General features: G+C 46.6%; 16 protein-coding genes, 5 tRNA genes and 1 other RNA gene. 15 read left to right on the top strand and 7 right to left on the bottom strand.

Features of this window, described 5'->3' with window-relative positions:
• Nucleotides 1–264: 264 nt before the first annotated feature.
• Nucleotides 265–1,587, top strand: a complete 1,323-nt coding sequence (locus PP175_RS18905; protein ID WP_272439797.1) for a MurT ligase domain-containing protein — start codon at nt 265–267, stop codon at nt 1,585–1,587.
• 18 nt (nt 1,588–1,605) lie between these two features.
• Nucleotides 1,606–2,322: a type 1 glutamine amidotransferase gene (locus PP175_RS18900; protein ID WP_272439796.1), complete on the top strand. Its 717-nt coding sequence runs from the start codon at nt 1,606–1,608 to the stop codon at nt 2,320–2,322.
• An 85-nt stretch (nt 2,323–2,407) separates the two neighbouring features.
• Here PP175_RS18900 and PP175_RS18895 read toward each other — a convergent pair whose 3' ends face one another.
• Nucleotides 2,408–3,493, bottom strand: coding sequence for an FUSC family protein (locus tag PP175_RS18895; protein WP_272439795.1), 1,086 nt, complete (start codon nt 3,491–3,493; stop codon nt 2,408–2,410).
• A 278-nt stretch (nt 3,494–3,771) separates the two neighbouring features.
• The gene (locus PP175_RS18890) at nt 3,772–3,912 is read right to left on the bottom strand and encodes a hypothetical protein (RefSeq protein ID WP_272439794.1); all 141 of its coding nucleotides are present in this window, start codon (nt 3,910–3,912) and stop codon (nt 3,772–3,774) included.
• 287 nt (nt 3,913–4,199) lie between these two features.
• On the opposite strand from PP175_RS18890, the gene PP175_RS18885 reads away from it, so the two are divergent.
• Complete coding sequence (locus PP175_RS18885; protein ID WP_272439793.1) at nt 4,200–5,465, top strand: MFS transporter; 1,266 nt, start codon at nt 4,200–4,202, stop codon at nt 5,463–5,465.
• 49 nt (nt 5,466–5,514) lie between these two features.
• Here the strand turns inward: PP175_RS18885 and PP175_RS18880 are convergent, their stop codons facing one another.
• Nucleotides 5,515–5,997, bottom strand: a complete 483-nt coding sequence (locus PP175_RS18880) for a dihydrofolate reductase (RefSeq protein WP_272439792.1) — start codon at nt 5,995–5,997, stop codon at nt 5,515–5,517.
• 204 nt (nt 5,998–6,201) lie between these two features.
• On the opposite strand from PP175_RS18880, the gene PP175_RS18875 reads away from it, so the two are divergent.
• From PP175_RS18875 to ssrS, 6 genes are all read left to right on the top strand, one after another.
• Nucleotides 6,202–7,008, top strand: a complete 807-nt coding sequence (locus PP175_RS18875) for a GNAT family N-acetyltransferase (protein WP_272439791.1) — start codon at nt 6,202–6,204, stop codon at nt 7,006–7,008.
• Between the two features lie 182 nt (nt 7,009–7,190).
• A tRNA-Val gene (locus PP175_RS18870) sits at nt 7,191–7,266 on the top strand.
• A gap of 8 nt (nt 7,267–7,274) precedes the next feature.
• A tRNA-Met gene (locus PP175_RS18865) sits at nt 7,275–7,350 on the top strand.
• Between the two features lie 155 nt (nt 7,351–7,505).
• Nucleotides 7,506–7,582: transfer RNA gene (locus tag PP175_RS18860), tRNA-Asp, on the top strand.
• A gap of 151 nt (nt 7,583–7,733) precedes the next feature.
• A tRNA-Gly gene (locus PP175_RS18855) sits at nt 7,734–7,809 on the top strand.
• A gap of 82 nt (nt 7,810–7,891) precedes the next feature.
• Nucleotides 7,892–8,080: non-coding RNA, 6S RNA (ssrS, locus tag PP175_RS18850), on the top strand.
• Between the two features lie 237 nt (nt 8,081–8,317).
• Here the strand turns inward: ssrS and PP175_RS18845 are convergent.
• Nucleotides 8,318–9,049, bottom strand: a complete 732-nt coding sequence (locus PP175_RS18845) for a glycerophosphodiester phosphodiesterase (protein WP_272439790.1) — start codon at nt 9,047–9,049, stop codon at nt 8,318–8,320.
• 73 nt (nt 9,050–9,122) lie between these two features.
• On the opposite strand from PP175_RS18845, the gene PP175_RS18840 reads away from it, so the two are divergent.
• Nucleotides 9,123–9,198, top strand: a tRNA-Gln gene (locus PP175_RS18840).
• Nucleotides 9,199–9,303: 105 nt separating this feature from the next.
• On the opposite strand, the gene PP175_RS18835 is transcribed toward PP175_RS18840, so the two are convergent.
• Both PP175_RS18835 and PP175_RS18830 read right to left on the bottom strand, forming a co-directional pair.
• Nucleotides 9,304–10,413, bottom strand: coding sequence for an FtsW/RodA/SpoVE family cell cycle protein (locus PP175_RS18835; protein WP_272439789.1), 1,110 nt, complete (start codon nt 10,411–10,413; stop codon nt 9,304–9,306).
• A 183-nt stretch (nt 10,414–10,596) separates the two neighbouring features.
• Nucleotides 10,597–10,890 carry a DUF2653 family protein gene (locus PP175_RS18830; protein WP_272439788.1) on the bottom strand — a complete coding sequence of 98 codons (294 nt, stop codon included), beginning with the start codon at nt 10,888–10,890 and terminating at the stop codon, nt 10,597–10,599.
• A gap of 204 nt (nt 10,891–11,094) precedes the next feature.
• On the opposite strand from PP175_RS18830, the gene PP175_RS18825 reads away from it, so the two are divergent.
• The 5 genes from PP175_RS18825 (at nt 11,095) to PP175_RS18805 (ending at nt 17,778) form a co-directional block, all read left to right on the top strand.
• Nucleotides 11,095–11,511 (top strand): hypothetical protein, encoded by a 417-nt coding sequence (locus PP175_RS18825; RefSeq protein ID WP_272439787.1) that lies wholly within the window; start codon nt 11,095–11,097, stop codon nt 11,509–11,511.
• Nucleotides 11,512–11,533: 22 nt separating this feature from the next.
• On the top strand, nt 11,534–12,748 hold the full coding sequence (locus tag PP175_RS18820; protein WP_442870485.1) for an ammonium transporter: 1,215 nt from the start codon (nt 11,534–11,536) through the stop codon (nt 12,746–12,748).
• 164 nt (nt 12,749–12,912) lie between these two features.
• Nucleotides 12,913–13,221: a winged helix-turn-helix transcriptional regulator gene (locus PP175_RS18815; protein ID WP_272439785.1), complete on the top strand. Its 309-nt coding sequence runs from the start codon at nt 12,913–12,915 to the stop codon at nt 13,219–13,221.
• A 167-nt stretch (nt 13,222–13,388) separates the two neighbouring features.
• Nucleotides 13,389–13,832 (top strand): hypothetical protein, encoded by a 444-nt coding sequence (locus PP175_RS18810; protein WP_272439784.1) that lies wholly within the window; start codon nt 13,389–13,391, stop codon nt 13,830–13,832.
• 169 nt (nt 13,833–14,001) lie between these two features.
• Nucleotides 14,002–17,778, top strand: coding sequence for a dynamin family protein (locus PP175_RS18805; protein WP_272439783.1), 3,777 nt, complete (start codon nt 14,002–14,004; stop codon nt 17,776–17,778).
• 71 nt (nt 17,779–17,849) lie between these two features.
• On the opposite strand, the gene PP175_RS18800 is transcribed toward PP175_RS18805, so the two are convergent.
• Nucleotides 17,850–18,269: a hypothetical protein gene (locus tag PP175_RS18800; protein ID WP_272439782.1), complete on the bottom strand. Its 420-nt coding sequence runs from the start codon at nt 18,267–18,269 to the stop codon at nt 17,850–17,852.
• Nucleotides 18,270–18,360 lie beyond the last annotated feature (91 nt).

Below are 18,360 nucleotides of genomic sequence, written 5' to 3'. Positions count from 1 at the left end.
TAATCTTATCAAATTCTCATGAAGAAGATAAAATTTGATCATATTTTTGCCTTATACTGATTTTTACCGCCAAAATATCGACAAAATAAGTCAATAAGACTATAATAGTGGGCTGAGTATTACTGATTACAAAATAATATTTGCCGGCCGGATCGTATAAAAACTTGTGTGTTCTTTAATAGTATGGTTTGCTCCATTTGTTTGTACAAGCTATTTTATTCGAGATGATCCCATTTGGCCGGTTAGCAATAGATGGAGGAAATTATGTTAAAATCCAGTGTTGCCATTTTATCCGGAAAAATAGCCGGAAAGGCAAGTAAAATTATTGGCAATGGCGGCAGCAACATTCCTGGTATCGTAGCGAGGAAAATCGATCCTTCTCTGCTCCGTTCACTAGCCGTTCAGGTAGAGCATATTATATTGGTTTCCGGTACAAACGGTAAAACAACTACCGCGAACTTACTGGCTTCCATTCTGAAAGCAGCAGGAAAGCGCGTCGTTAACAATGAAGAAGGTGCGAACTTACTTACAGGCATTACAGCCTGCCTTGTTAATAACGCCACTTTTTGGGGCAAGCTTGCTTATGATTATGCTGTCATTGAAGTGGATGAAGCCTCGCTTTTGAAAATGACCGACCAGGTACGTCCTGAAATGGTGGTCATTACTAATTTTTTTCGGGATCAATTGGACAGGTTTGGCGAGATTGATATCCTGATTGACCGGGTGCTAAAGTCGATCGAACCGACCGATGCGAAACTACTCCTAAACGCCGATGATCCGTTTGTGATGAGGCTTGGCCTGATGGATAAAGAAAAAGTTTTCTTTGGCGTCGGTAGTGAGGCTTTTTCAACGGAATCCGGGAGGGTAAGCGAATCAAAATTCTGTCCGGTGTGCGGAAATGAACTGCAGTACAAGCATGTACATTACGGACAGCTCGGCGATTATGAATGCACATGCGGTTTTGCAAGGCCTGTGCCCCGTTATGAAGTGGAAGAAATTCAAGCGGGTGACGAGGTTTCCTTTACTGTTGCGCAAACAGCGTACAGGCTTTCGTTACAAGGCATCCACAATGTGTACAATGCGCTGGCTGCTGTAGCGTGTGCGAGGGAACTGGGGGTAACTGAAGCGGATATTGCAAAAGGTCTGCAGTCGTATAAAGCATCGAATGGAAGAATGCAAACTTTCGAATTCAATGGCTATCCCTACACGCTTAACCTCGTAAAAAACCCGGCAGGGGTGAACATCTCGCTGGCAGAGGTTTTGTCTGATGAGGAGCCTAAGCAGGTCGCTTTCGTCTTAAACGACCTTGTATATGACGGATTTGATATATCCTGGATTTGGGATGCCGATTTTGAGCGGCTGAATCGAGGCGATATTGAGCGCGTGGTGTGCAGCGGGCTGCGGGCGCGTGATATGGCCCTTCGCATGAAATACGCAGGGATAGATGAGGATAAGATTAATGTGATCGAATCCAATGAAGGTATGGTTGATGAATGCCTGAGCCATCCCATGAAGACCTACATTTTACCAAATTATACGGCGCTGGAGCCGGTTAAGAAATATCTTGAGAAAAAAGCAAATGCGTAAGTTTTGGAAGGAGCGGCCATGTACCTGACACTATATCATTTCTTCCCTGAAAAACTAAACCTTTACGGTGACCGGGGAAATGTTATTACCATGCAAAAACGTTGTGAATGGAGAGGGATCGAGCTTAGGGTGGTTGAAGTTCGCTCAGACGCCCCTCCTTTGCACGAAGCGGATATTATGCTGATTGGCGGAGGCAGCGACAGAGAACAGGATTTAGTGACCCGGGATTTAGAGAAAATAAAAGACGAGTTTAAATCCGCAATTGATGATGGAGTTAGCTGCCTGGCGGTATGCGGAGGTTACCAGTTTCTTGGGGAATACTATCAGTTGCCGAACGGGGACAAGCTCAAAGGCATGCAGCTTTTTGACTTCTATACGGTATCAAAGCCAGGCCGTCTCACCGGAAATATCCTGATGGAATCGGATGCGTTCGGCAGAATTGTTGGTTTTGAAAACCATGGGGGCAGAACGTATCATGAATATGACCCGCTGGGACGGGTGGTTAAAGGGCACGGCAATAACGGGGAAGACAGCAAAGAAGGCATTCATTATAAAAACCTGCTGGGTACATATCTGCACGGTCCCGTACTGCCTAAAAACCCATCCATGGCTGATTATTTAATCGGCCAGGCTATGCTCAGAAAATACGGAACGTCCGATCTGATGCCGTTGGATGATCGGATGGAAGAAAGTGCAAAAGAAAAAATCTGGGATAACAAGATGAAAGAGCAGTAACCTAAGAGAACCATCGCGAGTCAGCATCTTCGCGATGGTTTTTCGTTGTTCAAATCTTTTCCGTATGCTGCCCATGGCTGCTTTATCACTCCTTGCTGGTTAATGTCTCTGTGCCAATTTGACGGGAAGGGGAAGAGTTCTGCAAATCTCGTACAAGCTGGTGTGCCTCATTAAACAGCGCAAAGTTGAACCCCTTGTCGCCTAAATCAAGAAACGCATCTTTTATCTGCTTGCCCTTACCAGCATGTATCGGAACATTTTCCAAAGTCCTGGTGCACCAGTTATCAACAACGTCAGCAAATCCGGCAAAACGTTCGTGCCAATTCTTCCTATCTTCATTTGTCATCCGGCCGTTAATGCGCCAGTCTACTAGAATCTCCATCATTTCGGCCGCGTGAATGTAACTTTGTCCCAGGGCCTGCATTTCTTGTTTCAGGTAGGTCAGCCTCTCACACCGTTCTTTAAGAAGCGGACTGAATTTAATCGCTTTCTCTGCCTGTTTCACGTTATCTTCCAGCTTTCGTACGTCCTGCAACAGGGAAAACGTTTTGTGCCTCAGAATTTCCCCCTCCTTGATGGGTGCAGCCTGCTCTAGCCAGAGGGCAATTTCTCTAAAACGCGCTGCTAAAGCATCGGCACCTTTCGAAATGGAGGTTGCCGCCAAATTCGTGTAATCGGGGGGAAGAATGAACATATTAACGATTACCGCAATTACAGCACCAATTATCGTATCCACGATGCGATCTATTCCGTAACTGTAATTTCCAAGTACACTTCCAACGGTCAGGACCATGACTGTGCTGACTCCGACCTGGGAAATGGCTTGACTTGGGAGCTTGATCCAGCTTGCAACCGCCATTCCAATAAATACAAGCAGGGCTATGCTCCAATCGTGAATACCCAGGTAACGTGCAGCGAAATAGGCGATAATCACACCGCCGATAATGCCGATTACACGCTGATAGCCCTTCATAACTGAATCTTCAACGGTTACCTGTACACAGAGGACGGCAGCAAGGGGGGCGAAGAAGGGCCGGGCTGTGCCCGTCATCTGGGCAACATCCCACGAGATGCCTGCCGCCAGTGCAGCTTTCCAGATTAAGCTTGTCCGGTGGATAAAACGCCATAAGGAAATCCTTTTTCTATGCAGTTTATTTGTCTGTTTGCTCATAAAGAGATTCCTCAGCTTCATTTTTTTACATGCGGGTCAAGTCTGCGTGTGGTCAATCTTTTTATTTATCCTTACCCACCTCAGGCCTTTTTAACTTTGGCAATTTAACAAAACTTGTATGAATGCTTCAGGCAGAAGAAACAGGAACCCTTACGAAAGAGGGTATGAACCTTGCGTTATTTATTTGAGCAGAAAGGGTACGAGATAAGCAATAAAAGTACCCTTGATCATGAGTAAAACCATCCTTCGGCAAGATGGTTTTACTTGGATAGATTGCGCTATTGAGCCTTTTCAAAAGCCATGACAATAATGGTGCGGTTAAGCTCCTGGCTTAGCTGCTGTTCCAGCTGCTGGATTTTCTGGACCTCACCCTCATTTAACGGTGCCGGAGGGTATTGATCCATGTATTCGTTTTTCATAACTTCACCTCCTGAGGGGTAGTATAACCATCTTATTAACCTGAAGGCCTAATTTTTATTGATTGTTTATTCCAGTGAAGGTAAAAAAGATTTTTCTACTGCTTAACCGTAAAAGGGGTATCATCCTTGGAACAGTCGTGTTTCCTGTACTAGTTAAAATCAATGTGCAGCCAGGTAAGGCGTGGAAACAACTGCAATACTCCTACTAATTTTAAGCTACACAGCTTGGTGGAAAAGTGATACAGTTAACGGGTGATCATTTTTGCACGGTAAAGGAGTAATGTAAGGTGAAACATCATGCTGTATTAACACCAAGTGTTAACATGCCGTCACTTAAGAAAAAGGTGGCCAGTCCGTGGACTGTATGGTTTGTGACTTCTCTGGCTTATCTGTTTATTGTGAGCCAGCGGACGGCGCCTGGTGTGATTAGTGACCATCTGCTGCGTGATTTCCACACGACCGGTTCTGTATTGGGGATGGTTAGCGGCCTGCAATTCTTTATGTATATGATTCTGCAAATTCCGGTTGGTCTGTGGGGAGACCGGTTTGGACCCGCCCGTTTTCTTGTGTTTGGCGTCATCTGTAACGGTGCTGGAACGCTGATATACAGCATAGCGACCAGCTTGAGCTTCTTGCTTATAGGCCGCGTTCTGGTAGGCCTGGGGGATGCGATGATATGGGTAAACTGCGTCCTGCTCTTGAGTATGGTGTTTAGCCGGGATGTATTTGCTGAGGTCCTTGGTTGGACGGGAACAATGGGTAACCTGGGAGGCATCCTCACGACCATGCCGCTTGCCTGGTGGGTTACAGTCTCGGGCTGGCGTGTTCCTTTTATGGTTATGGGCATTATCCTGATTGTACACGCCACATGCATGATTTGGATTTTTCGCAAAAGCCTGGCTTCCCATCCGATGGCACCGGCTGCGGAGGACGGCAAAACGCTGCACGTTCTGCGAGAAATTCTTTTTCAAAAAAATTCTTGGCCCCCATTTCTTTGCCACTTCGGTATCGTCGGAACATACGCAGGTTTTATCAGCCTGTGGGCAGTCCCGTTCCTGCTTGACACGTACAGCATCAGCCGAACAGCCGCAGCGGGAATTGTAGGATTCGGGCTGTTAGGTGCGGTTGCAGGCGGTCCTCTGTCAGGTTTTGCAGCTAAGAAAGTAGAGGAATACAGAAAGCCATACATTGCGGTTCATGCGATGGTGGTGGTAATGTGGCTGCTATTGGCTCTTACTGGCGCTTCCTTGCCTTTGTGGGGGGCATACGTGTTGTTCTTTCTGCTGGGGTTTGGGAACGGCGGAAGCATGCTCACTTTTGCTTCCATTCGTGAAACGTTTCCGGTAAATCAGGTTGGCGTGGTATCCGGACTTGCGAATACCGGCGGTTTCCTGAGTGCGGTGTTAATTCCGCCGCTGATGGGGATTGTACTTGATCATTTGGGCATGCATGCGGCATCCTCCTACAGGCTGGCGTTTGTCATTCCTTGTCTGTTCTCTGTTGTTGGCTGTATTGGTTCCATCCTGCTCCCGGTACAGCGGCGGGTTAAGTAAGAGATAACACTGGCAAAGATAAGGCGCTTATTGAAGATGAAGAGCGGCCTTATCTTTTTCTCTCATAAATTAAAAAATAGTACGTATAAGGATTGTTCACATCGGTTATCCCCTGACGACTGGACACAATCCGCCACTCCGTTGACTTAATTTGCGGCAAGAAAACGTCCCCCTCAAACCGTTCCTCAATTCGTGTGACATACAGCTTGTCTGTGTAGGGTAAAAACGTTTTTATGACCTCGGCTCCACCGATGACGAACAAATCTTGATTGATGTATGTGTCCAGGATTTCATCCACGGAATGAGCAATGGTACACCCTTCCGCCTCGTAGCCGGGGTCTCTTGTTAAAATGATATTCTGTCGGCCGGGCAGTGGTCGCCCAATCGCCTCGTGTGTTTTTCTTCCCATTACAATCGGGTGGCCCATGGTGACTGTTTTAAAATAAGCCAAATCAGCGGGAAGATGCCATGGCAGGCTGTTATTTTTCCCTATAGTATTATTCAGGTCGATTGCCACAATAATTGCGATCATGCTGTTCCTCCTCTAAAACACTTTTCTATGCGATAACTGCCAGTAAAGCTGATTCCCATCGGAAAGCTGGGCGAGCTAAAGTTTCTAATGGTAGTTTACCCTGAATCGATTCTTTGCGTTGCAGCTTCTGGACATATCCCCTACAATTTAAATCATCGGATACTTTTATGCCGACATGCTCGCTGAATAGGGAAGGGGATTGCTGTGTCCATAATAGTTGAAATTTTAAGCAAAATTGGCCAAATGAAGCAAGCAAATCAGCTGATTTCAAATACCTGGGGTACAGGCGTTACAGCCAATCTTCTAATGGCACAATCCCAGGTGGGCGGTCTCATCATCGGTGCCTACGATAATGAGGCCATGATAGGTGTATCATACGGGTTTATCGCGTCTGATGAATTTGGCATTTTTCTCTATTCACACATGCTTGCTGTTGAACCCGAATATAGAAACAAAAAAGTTGGTGAGCTTCTTAAGCAGCGGCAGGCAGTGGAAGCAAAGGCGAGAGGGTATAGGTATATTAAATGGACGTTTGACCCGCTTGAAAGTAAAAATGCATACATTAATATTAGCAAACTGGGTGCGGTCTGCCGGGTTTATAAGGAAAATTTCTATGGAGAGATGGACGATGATTTAAACCGCGGCGCGCCGACTGACCGGCTGCTCGCGGAATGGGATGTCTTACATTCGCGCAATGAGCATGCTGCATCAGCAGATGGGGCTGTTCAAGGAGGGTATAGTTATCCGGTTAAGCTGGCTGAAACGGAAAATGGGAGTCCTATCCTTGTAAACTGGGACGCAGTCGAAGGAAATTTAGTGGCTATCCCCATACCTGCGGATATTCAAGAGATAAAAAAACAATCCATGGACCAGATGCTGTGCTGGAGGCGGGAGATAAGAGCGGTGTTAACCCACTACTTGTCGCGGGGATATACGGTAACCGGTTTTGACCGGGTGCCGGGGGGTGCTGTGCACTATTATCTGCTGGAGCGAACTAAAGCATCATCATGAGGAAAAGGATCGGCGTGATCGCGAACCAACACGATTAGTCCAAATTTTGATCGACACAAATACCAAACTGAGTCATCATAGTCAATGGCACCCGGTATTTACCAGTTGGCTTTCGGGCTGTCTCCTTGACAATGCGTGTGAAATCTTATATTATAGTTCTTGTGCCGCTAATGCGGTACGATGGAGGATTAGCTCAGCTGGGAGAGCATCTGCCTTACAAGCAGAGGGTCGGCGGTTCGATCCCGTCATCCTCCACCATTGGCTATCGCGGGGTGGAGCAGTTGGCAGCTCGTCGGGCTCATAACCCGAAGGCCGCAGGTTCAAGTCCTGCCCCCGCAACCAAAATATTCATTCTTTCAGCGTCGAATTGACATCTGCGTTGGAATGAAATCAGTGGTACCCGCAGGGTGCAGCCAAAATATTCATTCTTTCAGCGTCGATTAATTTCAATTGCATAGAATGAAATCGGTGTTACTCGCTAGGGTGCAACCAAATATGGAGCCGTGGTGAAGTTGGAGTTCACGCTGGACTGTCACTCCGGAGGTCGCGGGTTCGAGTCCCGTCGGCTCCGCCATTTATTCAAGAAGTAAACGCTCCTCTCACCCGAGAGGAAGTTCTGCTAAAAGCGCAACGTCCTGTTGCAACGCAGAACCTCGCACATCCTGTGCGTCGGAGTCCCATCGGCTCCGCCATTTTATTTATTTAATTCTACAGATGAAAACGACGCGGACATAGCTCAGTTGGTAGAGCACGACCTTGCCAAGGTCGGGGTCGCGAGTTCGAGTCTCGTTGTCCGCTCCATTAATATTCATTCTATCTACGTCGAATAAACTGCTTAGCAAAGAATGAAATCAGAAATACCCGACAGGGTGTTACATACACTTATTTCCTGCAATGTACGATTCACTTTTTATGTTTCGAACCTTACTATTTACTCGGGAGTTCTACATTAAGCGTTAGACACTATGCTCACCCGTTAATCGCTGTGAGACAGTGGAAGACGTTTTGCGAACACCCACCTGCGAGAGCGGGTTATGAAACATTTAAGTGGAGCGGCATAGGCGGGGCTACATACAACGCAAACACTTTTCCTCGTGAAAAGTGTTTTTTAATTTTAAAGAGCCTCCCATCGCCTGGATATGAGGCTTTAACTAAACAGGTATTTCAGTTCCTTCGAAAAATATTTCCAATAAATCCCTCGAAACCGCCATCCTGGCCGTTCTGATTTGGATTGTGCGGACCTTTATTGATTTTCATTGGCCTTTCACCTCTTATCGCGTTAGTTCTAGATTAGGTTTTATTTGATGTGCTATTCATAGAGATAGCGGTGGGCTAGAGAAGGTCGGGGTGTAATGATGCCATCAACACCTAGCTCAACCATTTTTTGGATATCATTCAGGGTATTGACCTGATAGGGTACGATCTTGAGGCCGTTTGCTCGCGCGGTATCAATAAATAATTCGGAAACCTCCTGCACCGGTGGATGAATATAGGAGCAGCCGTACTCCCTGGTATATGTCCACGGATCATTCAAAAATCCAAAATAGAGCAGAGCGTACGGAATTCCTTTGCATTTTTTCTGTAGTATCTTCAGGCTTAGCGGGTTAAAGGTTGAAATCACAGATCTTTGCTTCATATTATACTGAATAATTTTATCGATCACATACTGCTCAAGACCGTTTTTCATATCCAATAAGTTTTTGAGCTCAATATTTACGATGATGTTGTGCTTCGATGCCAGGCGGAGCACTTCATCGAGGGTGGGAATTTTCGTTCCTTTAAAAGCCGGGTTTTTCCAGGAACCCACGTCAAACTGCCGGATTTGCTTCAGTGTATAATCGCTGATTTGCCCTCTTTTCTTCAGAATGCGGCGCAGTGACAGGTCGTGAAAAACCACTACCTGCTTATCCTTTGTTAATTGGACATCGAGTTCTATTCCGTTAGCGCCTTCGGTGAGTGCTTTTGAAAACGACAGAATCGTATTCTCGGGGTACTTTATGGAAGAGCCGCGGTGGGCGTATATTAGAAAGATATCATTCATGGAGTATCCTCGCTTATATCAAACTGCTTTCTGTATAAAATTATGCGAGGTGCATAATACTAATGAATGTAATTGGGCATTAGCCAAGAGGTAAGGCAGCGGACTTTGATTCCGTTATGTAAAAGGTGCAATCCCTTCTTGCCCAGCCATACATCTAACTAAAAGTCCGGGGGAGAAAATCCTGGATTTATAAACGTCAAAAACCCGGAAAATCCTCAGGGAGGTTTCCGGGTTTTTGATGCAGTTAATTTATATTAAAAGCTCAGTTTTTTCCGCCTTATGCCAATCGATAGCACGATACCAACAAGTATAAAGTTGGTTAAAAGCGACGTACCGCCATACGATACGAATGGCAGTGTAATCCCGGCCACAGGCATAATGGCAAGGTTCATCCCGACGTTTTCAATGATTTGGAAGGCGAACATTCCGACCACTCCGGCGATATAATACGCAGAGAAATAGTCGGGAGCATTCAAGCCTAACTGAATCATCCGGTAGAGCAGGAAGAAAAAGAGAAACAACAGCAGGCTCGATCCTATGAAGCCAAATTCTTCGCCGATAGCGGAGAAGATGAAGTCTGTCCACTGCTCGGGTACCCAGTTCCCCTGCGTCTGTCCCGCGTTGGCAAAACCTCTGCCGAATAACTGGCCAGACCCAACGGCTGTAATTCCCTGCGTAACCTGATAACCGATTCCTTTCGGATCCGCATTCGGATCAATAAAGGTAATAATCCGCTGTTTCTGGTGCTTCATCACAGGCAGGTTATTGATAAAGTGAACCGACTGGTCGGGAAATATCGTTCGTATTGTAAAGATGAATCCGGTTAGAATAGCAAGGATGATCAGAAAGACAGCCAGTTGCTTTCTTTCTAAAAACAGAATCATCATAGCGCCGGTGATGCCAAGCATAACAAGAGCCTGGCCAAGAGCCGGCTGGGCAAGCGTTAGTGCAAACGGCACAAACATAACGCTGAGAATGACGAAGCCATGTTTGAAACCGAACGTTTCTCCTTTTTCTTTCGCTTTCTCCATGTAATCCGAAATGGTTAAAATCAGAAAAAGTTTAGCAAATTCCGATGGTTGAAATTGAAAGCCGGGGAGCGTTATCCAGCTGTGCGCCCCATTTTTCGCAGGGAAAGCAAATACGACAAGAAGCAGCAGGATCGTAACGAAGTATCCGATCCATGATAGCTGGTTTTTTAGATTTCGATAATTAAAAAAGGTAAATACAATCAGGCTGATGTACGATAACACCTGCCAAATTATTTCGCTCTTATATTGATTTTCAATACCAGCGCGATTCACTGTTGCTGAATAAATAGCAAGCGTGCTGAGGATAGAAATGCCGATTAAAGGTAAAACCATAAGGAAATCGAAATCCCATATCCGACGCTTCACCCAGGAGATATTCTTGGAAAAAAACTCTTCCATTATTTCCTTTCACTGCCTCTCTTCAATAATACAGAAATAGAAGTTTCTCTAGACGACTATCATACCATTCTTTTACCTAATTAAACACCCGGCCAATAGTTGTAGGCCGGGTTTTTTTTAGTCCGTGAGAATGTCAGCTTCGATGCCTGTTTGTTGATTAAAGATAAGATTTACCTTTAACCGTTCCGGGACGAACTGGTGGTAATCAGCCAAATAAACGGCAACGCCATCAATAATTTCCTGTTCGGTGAGCCTGATGTTCTGTTGATCTCTTCTTGCATCGGCTGCAAAACCAGAGGAGGGATTAAACTGCAGATCGACATCCACATCTTCCGGTGTGCAGTTTAGTCTTTTTGAGGCGAATACACAGCACGCATCGACCACGTCCTGCTCAAAAAAATGAATTTTCAAAAAGTGCACTCCTTCCCGTTTGTTAATTCCCTATTACCTTAACCGGAAACAAGGGTGAAATCAATTTTTGCAGGTATTCTAATTCCCTATCTCTTATGGATGATTATAAAAAATAGTGATTAAAATAACCTGAGAACCCTTCCTATATTTTAATTAGGTGTTATAATGTTAGAAAATATAACATCAACGGGCAGGTGATTTAACATGAAAGTGGAGGTCGAGACTACCTACAGGGTGCTTCTGAACGATGCAGACCAAAGCATTCTGCTGGCGACTCTTACTTATATGATGGGACAAAGACGGGATCGTATACAGGAATTGCGGGGAAAAATTGAACGCTACGAGCGAAAGAGGGAGCAGGAAAGAAATGCCTATCAGCAGATGTCAGCCATTCGCAGATGGCTGGCCGCCAGGACGCCAGAACATCACCTTGCCGTCGAACAATTGGTTTATGTTAAACAGCCGATGATGGAAATAGAACGATTAGCAGGGGAGCTAAGCCGCCTGCAAAGGGTCGCGGAAACAGCAGGGGCGGACTCTAAAGCTACCCTGTATATTCCAGCGGGGTGCAGCCAGGAACTGCTGGATAATTATGAGGAAAGGGGAGGTAAGCGTGGATAAAGTAGCTGTGCTCAGTACAGGAATGGATACCATATGGATTATACTGACCGCCGCCATGATTTTGCTTATGGAAGGCGGCTTTGCCCTGCTTGAGGCAGGATTTGTCCGCCGCAAAAACGCTGTAAGCATCATTATGAAGGTGTTTGTCGATATTACATTTGGCACGCTTTGCTATTATGCGGTAGGGTTTGCTTTTATGTACGGAAAAGATGCACACTCACTGGTGGGCATCACGGGGTTTATGCTTAAAGGCGATTTAAGCCATTTAATATACCCTTTCAGCCATGATACATTTTTTGTATTTCAGGCAGCATTTGTTATTGCGGTCATCTCCATCGTTTCAGGTGCGGTAGCAGAACGTATTCAGTTTCGCGCCTATGTGATTTATACCGTTTTTATGACGGCGCTACTCTACCCCTTATCCGGTCACTGGGTATGGGGAGGCGGCTGGCTGGGAAAGCTGGGCATGCTTGATTTCGCAGGTTCTGCGACCATCCATGCTCTTGGCGGATTCAGCGCGCTCGCGGCTGCGATAGTGCTCGGGCCCAGGATTGGCAAATATACGGAGCGAAGCGGTGTGATTTTACCAAGTAATATACCGCTGGCTTCAGTTGGCGCCTTTCTTCTTTGGTTTGGCTGGTTTGGCTTTAATGCGGGATCAACGCTGAGTGCATCCGATCCCAGAATTGGCCATATTGCCCTGACCACCATGCTGGCGGCATCATCAGGCGGCGCAGTTACGCTTTTGTACACGCTTTTTCGCTACAAAAGAGCAGATGCTCCGTCAGTCATAAATGGCTCGCTTGCGGGGCTGGTGGGCATCACAGCTGGTTGCGCATTCGTCAGCGATAATGCAGCTATTCTCATAGGGGTGATTTGCGGGCTTGCGATGCTGTGGGCTACGGACCTTCTTGACCGGTTTAAAACTGATGACCCGGTAGGCGCATTTCCTGTACATGCCGTATCCGGCTTAATCGGAACGCTTGCCGTTGGAATCTTTGCAAATAAAGGTGGCCTCTTATACGGTTTCGGGTGGCACTTGCTGGGCGTTCAAGCCCTGGGGCTTGTTGTTATCGCTTGTTGGGGGTTTGTTGGGACATGGGTTTTTCTGAAGCTGCTGTCCCTTGTTATGCCGCTTCGTGTATCGCCGGAAGATGAAGCGGTCGGACTCGATATTGCTGCACACGGTATGCTGGCTGTGACGGATGCGGATATGATTCATATTAAGGATAAATAGTGAATAGTATGATGCTTATCACTGCTTCTCCCTTTTATGCTATGGTACATTGAGTAAAAGGGGGACTTTAGCAATAGGAAATTGGACGATAGCGCGAGGAATATTGCTGCGTATATACAGTTAGCCTCTAAAGTTTGATACAATAGAAGTGGAGGTGTACGCAAATGGATTACAGTAAGATGTGCCCCAAATACGAATCGGCAATTGAACTTTTAGGCAAGAAATGGTCAGGCTTAATTATTCGTGTTTTGCTGGGCGGCCCGCGCCGCTTCAAGGATATAAAAGCTCAGATTCCGGATATGAGCGACCGCATGCTTACGGAAAGAATACGGGAGTTTGAGGAAGCCGGAATTATGGAACGTAAGGTATACCCGGAGACACCGGTTCGAATAGAATATGAATTAACAGAAAAAGGAAGAGACCTGGAAAATGTCATTCTCTCCATTCAGAGTTGGGGAGATCGGTGGATGTAAGTAAGCCAGACCGCTTAAGGGCGATCTGGCTTTTTTTCCTGCGCAATATAAGGTGATCCGGATTAAACAATCAGTCAAACCTTAAGTTGCACACGCCGCACTGTTATTCTGGGGCTGTTTCTGGTACGATGTAGAATAGTATGCGGTGTAGAAGAAGGAGATTTTTCATGAGAGAGATAACCTGTCCATATTGTACGAAAGAGTTAACGGGGAATCATCGTTACGAGGTCAGATGCTATCACTGCGGCAAGTACATCTATTTAACGGAAGGGCTTTCACCGGAAGATAATATGAGGCGCCTGCAGGAAATGGTTCCACAATACGCTTATGCCTATGTGCCAAAAAAAGTACGGGAATATGTTGATAAGTATGGCCTGGCACAATCGGGGCCAACAACGCTGAAATGGTTTAAAGACAATGAAGCAGAAGCCAGGCAAAAAATCGAAGCATTTATTTCAGAAAAAGTGGATCCGGAGACGTTATCAGAGCTGCACCGTGCATACAAAGGCGACGCACCATTCTTGCTTTATGTGCTGGACAAGCTGCGTTTTCCGGTGCCGCGCGCTCCGCTTGAGTGGGATATCGACTCATTTGACAGCGCTGAGTTTTAATTTGTAGGAGGAAGGCCCCTGTTCCTGAGTGAGTGGACGGGGGCCTTCCACTATCTATCGGCATGGATTTCCTGTCACTGCTATTGCGCGTTCGGGACTCTGATGATAGATTAAGGACATAAAAAGATGCGCACTTTATAAGAAGTAGCACAGTGGAGTTGAGAGCATAATGATACAGACGGAAGAGCGTATGGGGCTCAGGCAAAAGCCTTCACCGGAAGTGCTGTACTTTCGCGTGGAACAGATGAAGAAGAAATTCGAAGCGGCTGGTGATGTCACGAATGCGAGAAAAGCAGGCGAATTGCTGCAAAAGCTAAGGAATAACGAAATTACCGCCGCTTTCTGCGGGCATTTCTCAGCCGGGAAGTCTAGTATGATTAACATGCTGCTGGGTGGTGAAGTCCTCCCTTCAAGCCCTATCCCGACAAGCGCCAATGTTGTCCAGATTAAAACCGGTAAATCGGGTGCCCGCATCCATTTAAAGAATGGGGAAACGATTGAGTTTGGCGCCGGCTATAATGTAGATGAACTGAAGCAATATGCCATAAACGGTGGGGAAGTAGAAACCATAGAATTGCTTCATCCTTCTAACCTTCTTAATATTCCGTTGAGCATCATGGATACACCCGGGATTGATTCCACGGATGATGCGCATAAAGTGGCGACGGAATCCTCCCTTCATATGGCGGACATTGTCCTGTACGTAATGGATTATAACCATGTGCAGTCTGAGGTGAACTTTCAATTTACCAAGACGCTCAAAGACAGAGGGAAACCCGTTTTTCTTGTCATAAATCAAATTGATAAACATGTTGACTTTGAGCTACCGTTCAGCGAGTATCGGCGCAGCGTAGCGGAGTCTTTTGCCCACTGGGATATTCATCCTGACGGGATTTATTTTACGTCGCTGAAGGACCCCCGCCATGCTGAAAATGAATGGCCGAACCTGTTAAAAAAGGTAAAAGAGCTATTCAATGCCCGGGAATCGCTCATCGCAGATAGCGTTTATCATGCTTCTCTCTACCTGATCGAGGAGCACGGCCGCTTTATTCGGGAGCAATCTGATGAGCGACGGGAATCATACCTGGAGGCAATAAACCATGCCAATCCGCACGAGATACTTTACAACTATCATTCCCTTGTTGAGCATCTTGCAAAGATACAGATGCCCGCAGAGCAACTGGAGGAAGAGGGAAAAGCGGAACTGCAGCACATTCTGGATAATGCGCCATTAATTCCGTTCGAGACGCGCGAGTTTGCTCGTCTTTTCCTGGAAAGCAGGCAGCCTGGGTTTAAGGTAGGATTTATATTTTCGAGTGGAAAAACCAGAGAAGAACAGCAAAAGCGGCTTAATACGCTATATAATGATTTATCCGAAAAGGCATCGGCGAATCTTGAGTGGCATATTAAAGAAATGCTGCGCACCCTGCCGGCCCGGCATGGATACGACGACAGCAATTTCATGAAGGAAGCCATGGATTTCCACGTTTCGTTTTCCCATGATTTATTAATTGATACGGTTAAGCCCGGTGCGATGAATAATGGCGAGTATGTGCTGAATTACTCCAAAGACCTGGCCGAAAAAGTTAAAGCGCTGTTTCGGCGGGAAGCACTGGAGTTGATTGAGAAGGCGGCCGGTTCCCTGCGCAACAAGCTGCAAGCTGAAACTGCGGATGGGGCCAAACAATTGGAGGAACAGAAGCAGTGGAAAGAGTCTGCCGAACAACTCGTCCGCCTGAAGGAAAAAGAAGACAAGGCGGTCCACTCGCTGATGGATTTATTGCAGCACGGCACAGCCGGAGAAGAGAAGGCAGCACCGCTTCAGGGGACACACACAGACGTACTGGAAGTGATTGAAGAAGATCGTAGGTCATACGTAAGTGCAGCCGCTCCGGATAAACCGGTTGCCTTAAAACGCCATCAAACGGCTGATCCTTCACGCCAGTTTGCGACGGCCATGCGCAGGGATTATAAGGGACAGCTCATAGGCACCGCCGCAATGCTCCAGCAGGCTTCATCTCTAATTTCCAGTGTGCCCGGGCTGTCCGGTGCAGGCAGGGCCATGCTGCAGCGTGCAGAAAGACTTGAGCGGAACCGGTTTACCGTCGCTTTATTCGGTGCGTTTAGTGCAGGTAAATCTTCGTTTGCGAATGCCCTGATGGGTGATTTGATCCTGCCCGTATCACCCAATCCGACCACGGCTGCCATCAATAAAATATTGCCGCCGGATGAAAATAATCCGCATGGAAGTGTGCGGGTACGGCTGAAGAATCTGCGCGATATTACCGAGGATGTTATCCACTCGCTGGCCGTATTTGGACTTAACGGGCAAACGGTGGAAGATGCGATCACACTGGTGCAGAGCCTGGATCCGGCTTCTATTCAGCCTACTGCCAAGCCGCATTATAGTTTTCTGCGGGCAGTTCGGCAGGGATTCGCAGAAACCCGGGAGTTCTTAGGTACTGAACTCGTCATCGGACTGGCTGAATTTCAGGAGTTCGTCGCCCGGGAGGAAAAAGCGTGCTTTGTGGAATGGATCGAACTGTACTATGACTGTCCTTTAACTCGTCAGGGGATTATTCTCGTTGACACCCCAGGAGCTGATTCAATCAACGCGCGGCATACCGGTGTGGCGTTTGAATACATTAAAAATGCGGATGCGGTTCTGTTTGTTACGTACTACAACCATGCTTTCTCGCATGCAGATCACGAGTTTTTGATTCAGCTAGGGCGTGTGAAAGATTCATTTTCGATGGATAAAATGTTTTTCATTGTAAATGCTGCGGACCTTGCCCGCAGCGAAGAAGAGCTTGAGGGTGTTGTCAAGCATGTTAGGGATAATCTCGAAGCATGCAGCATACGAAATCCAAGAATTTATTCCGTTTCTTCACAGACTGCTCTGCTGGCAAGAATGGCTGCCGGACAAACATTAACGGAATCAGCCGAGAAAATTTACCGGAAAAGGCTTGGTTTGACCCAAGAAGCTGGGCTGCCTGAAATCGACGAGGCACTCCGCTTCTCCGGTCTATGGCATTTTGAGGAAGAGTTTATTTCCTTTACGGTTGAAGAATTAACCCAAATCGCGGTTCGCTCTGCTTTTGATGAATGCAAACGGTCCATCGGCACACTAGATGAGTTGATGGCGCGTGCGAGGCAGGACGAAAATACGCGAAACCGGCAGATAGCTGAAGCCAAGCAGGCCAGAGAGTATGCGGTACAGACAGTGGAGGGGTTGGATCAGGAAGTTATCCTAAGGTCGCTGCACAATGAAATCCATGAGCTGGCGTACTATGTCAAACAGCGTGTCATGCTGCGGTTCAGCGAAGCTTTCCGTTACTCCTTTAATCCTGCAACGCTAAAGAGTGACGGAAGCAGCATGCAGAAACTGCTTAGAGGCAGCCTGGAAGAGCTTTCACGTTTTCTTGCCTTTGATCTCGCGCAGGAGATGCGGGCGACGGCGCTTCGTACGGAGAATTATATAAACAAATCAGGCCAGCAAGAACAGGAGAAACTTAATAACAAACTGGGGATAGCGGATTTCTCGCTGCGTCCATGGGAGAAGAAAGAATATGAGACTCCCGATTTTTCTTCGAACCTGCCGGAAGATTCAACGCAGGAACTAGCGCAGCCGCTCAGTCTGTTTAAGAATCCAAAGCAATTTTTTGAACAGGGCGGGCAGGAAAAAATGAAAGATCAGCTAGATAAACTGTATCACGTTCCGGTCGGCCAATACGTTGAACTTGCAGAAAAAAGACTGCATGATTTTTACGAACCTGCTTATGAAAAGCAACTTAATGAAGTAAAGCAGGCAGTTGTTCAAGAGATTTTGGAGCATTTTGAAGGGGTGCTTGCGGCTCTTTCTATGAATATTGATTTGGATAAGTTAGCGCAAATAAGACAGCAGCTCAATGAATTGTACCTGAACGCTGAGAAGGCTTATTCCTGATCTTCAACCACCAAGGCTGCCGGTGTTCCGGCGGCTTTTTTTTTATGGATGACGTGTGGCAAAAGGGTCTGTTAACAGCAGGGGAAATTCAGCAGCATTCGCTCTGAACGGGTAAATATCTCTAGAAAGCCGAGGACTTCTTTGTCTGCAAAGATGACAGGCTGCTTTCTGCGAAAAAATATATCTTCATCATTTAGCTTATGAAAAATGCTTTCGTTGCAGTCGAAGAAAAAGATCCTCCCCGCATCCATGCAATAGCTGTGGAATTCAGCCGAGCGCCCTTGGTGGGTATGCATGGAGTCGCTTCGGCTCCTCACTTGTGTTTCCCACTGCCGGTAATCGTTGAGTGGAATGACAGACATGTGTATAACCGGTGATTTACCATGGGAGAAGAGAAGATGGGATACCTGGATTAGTTCGTTGAGATCCCGCGTCAAATTAATGAATCGGATGGATGGGGGCATACTGTGTACTCCTTTGCTCCTTTTCAATAAGTATCACCCCCTGCAGAAAGAGTTAAACAGAAGATCAACATGAAATAATCGGGGAATAAAAAATTGAGAATTTTAGAACATTAAATAG

The sequence above is a fragment of the Aneurinibacillus sp. Ricciae_BoGa-3 genome, from assembly GCF_028421645.1.
Lineage (GTDB): Bacteria > Bacillota > Bacilli > Aneurinibacillales > Aneurinibacillaceae > Aneurinibacillus_B.
Note: the sequence above shows the minus strand (reverse complement) of the source record. Positions and strands in the feature narration are given on the sequence as shown.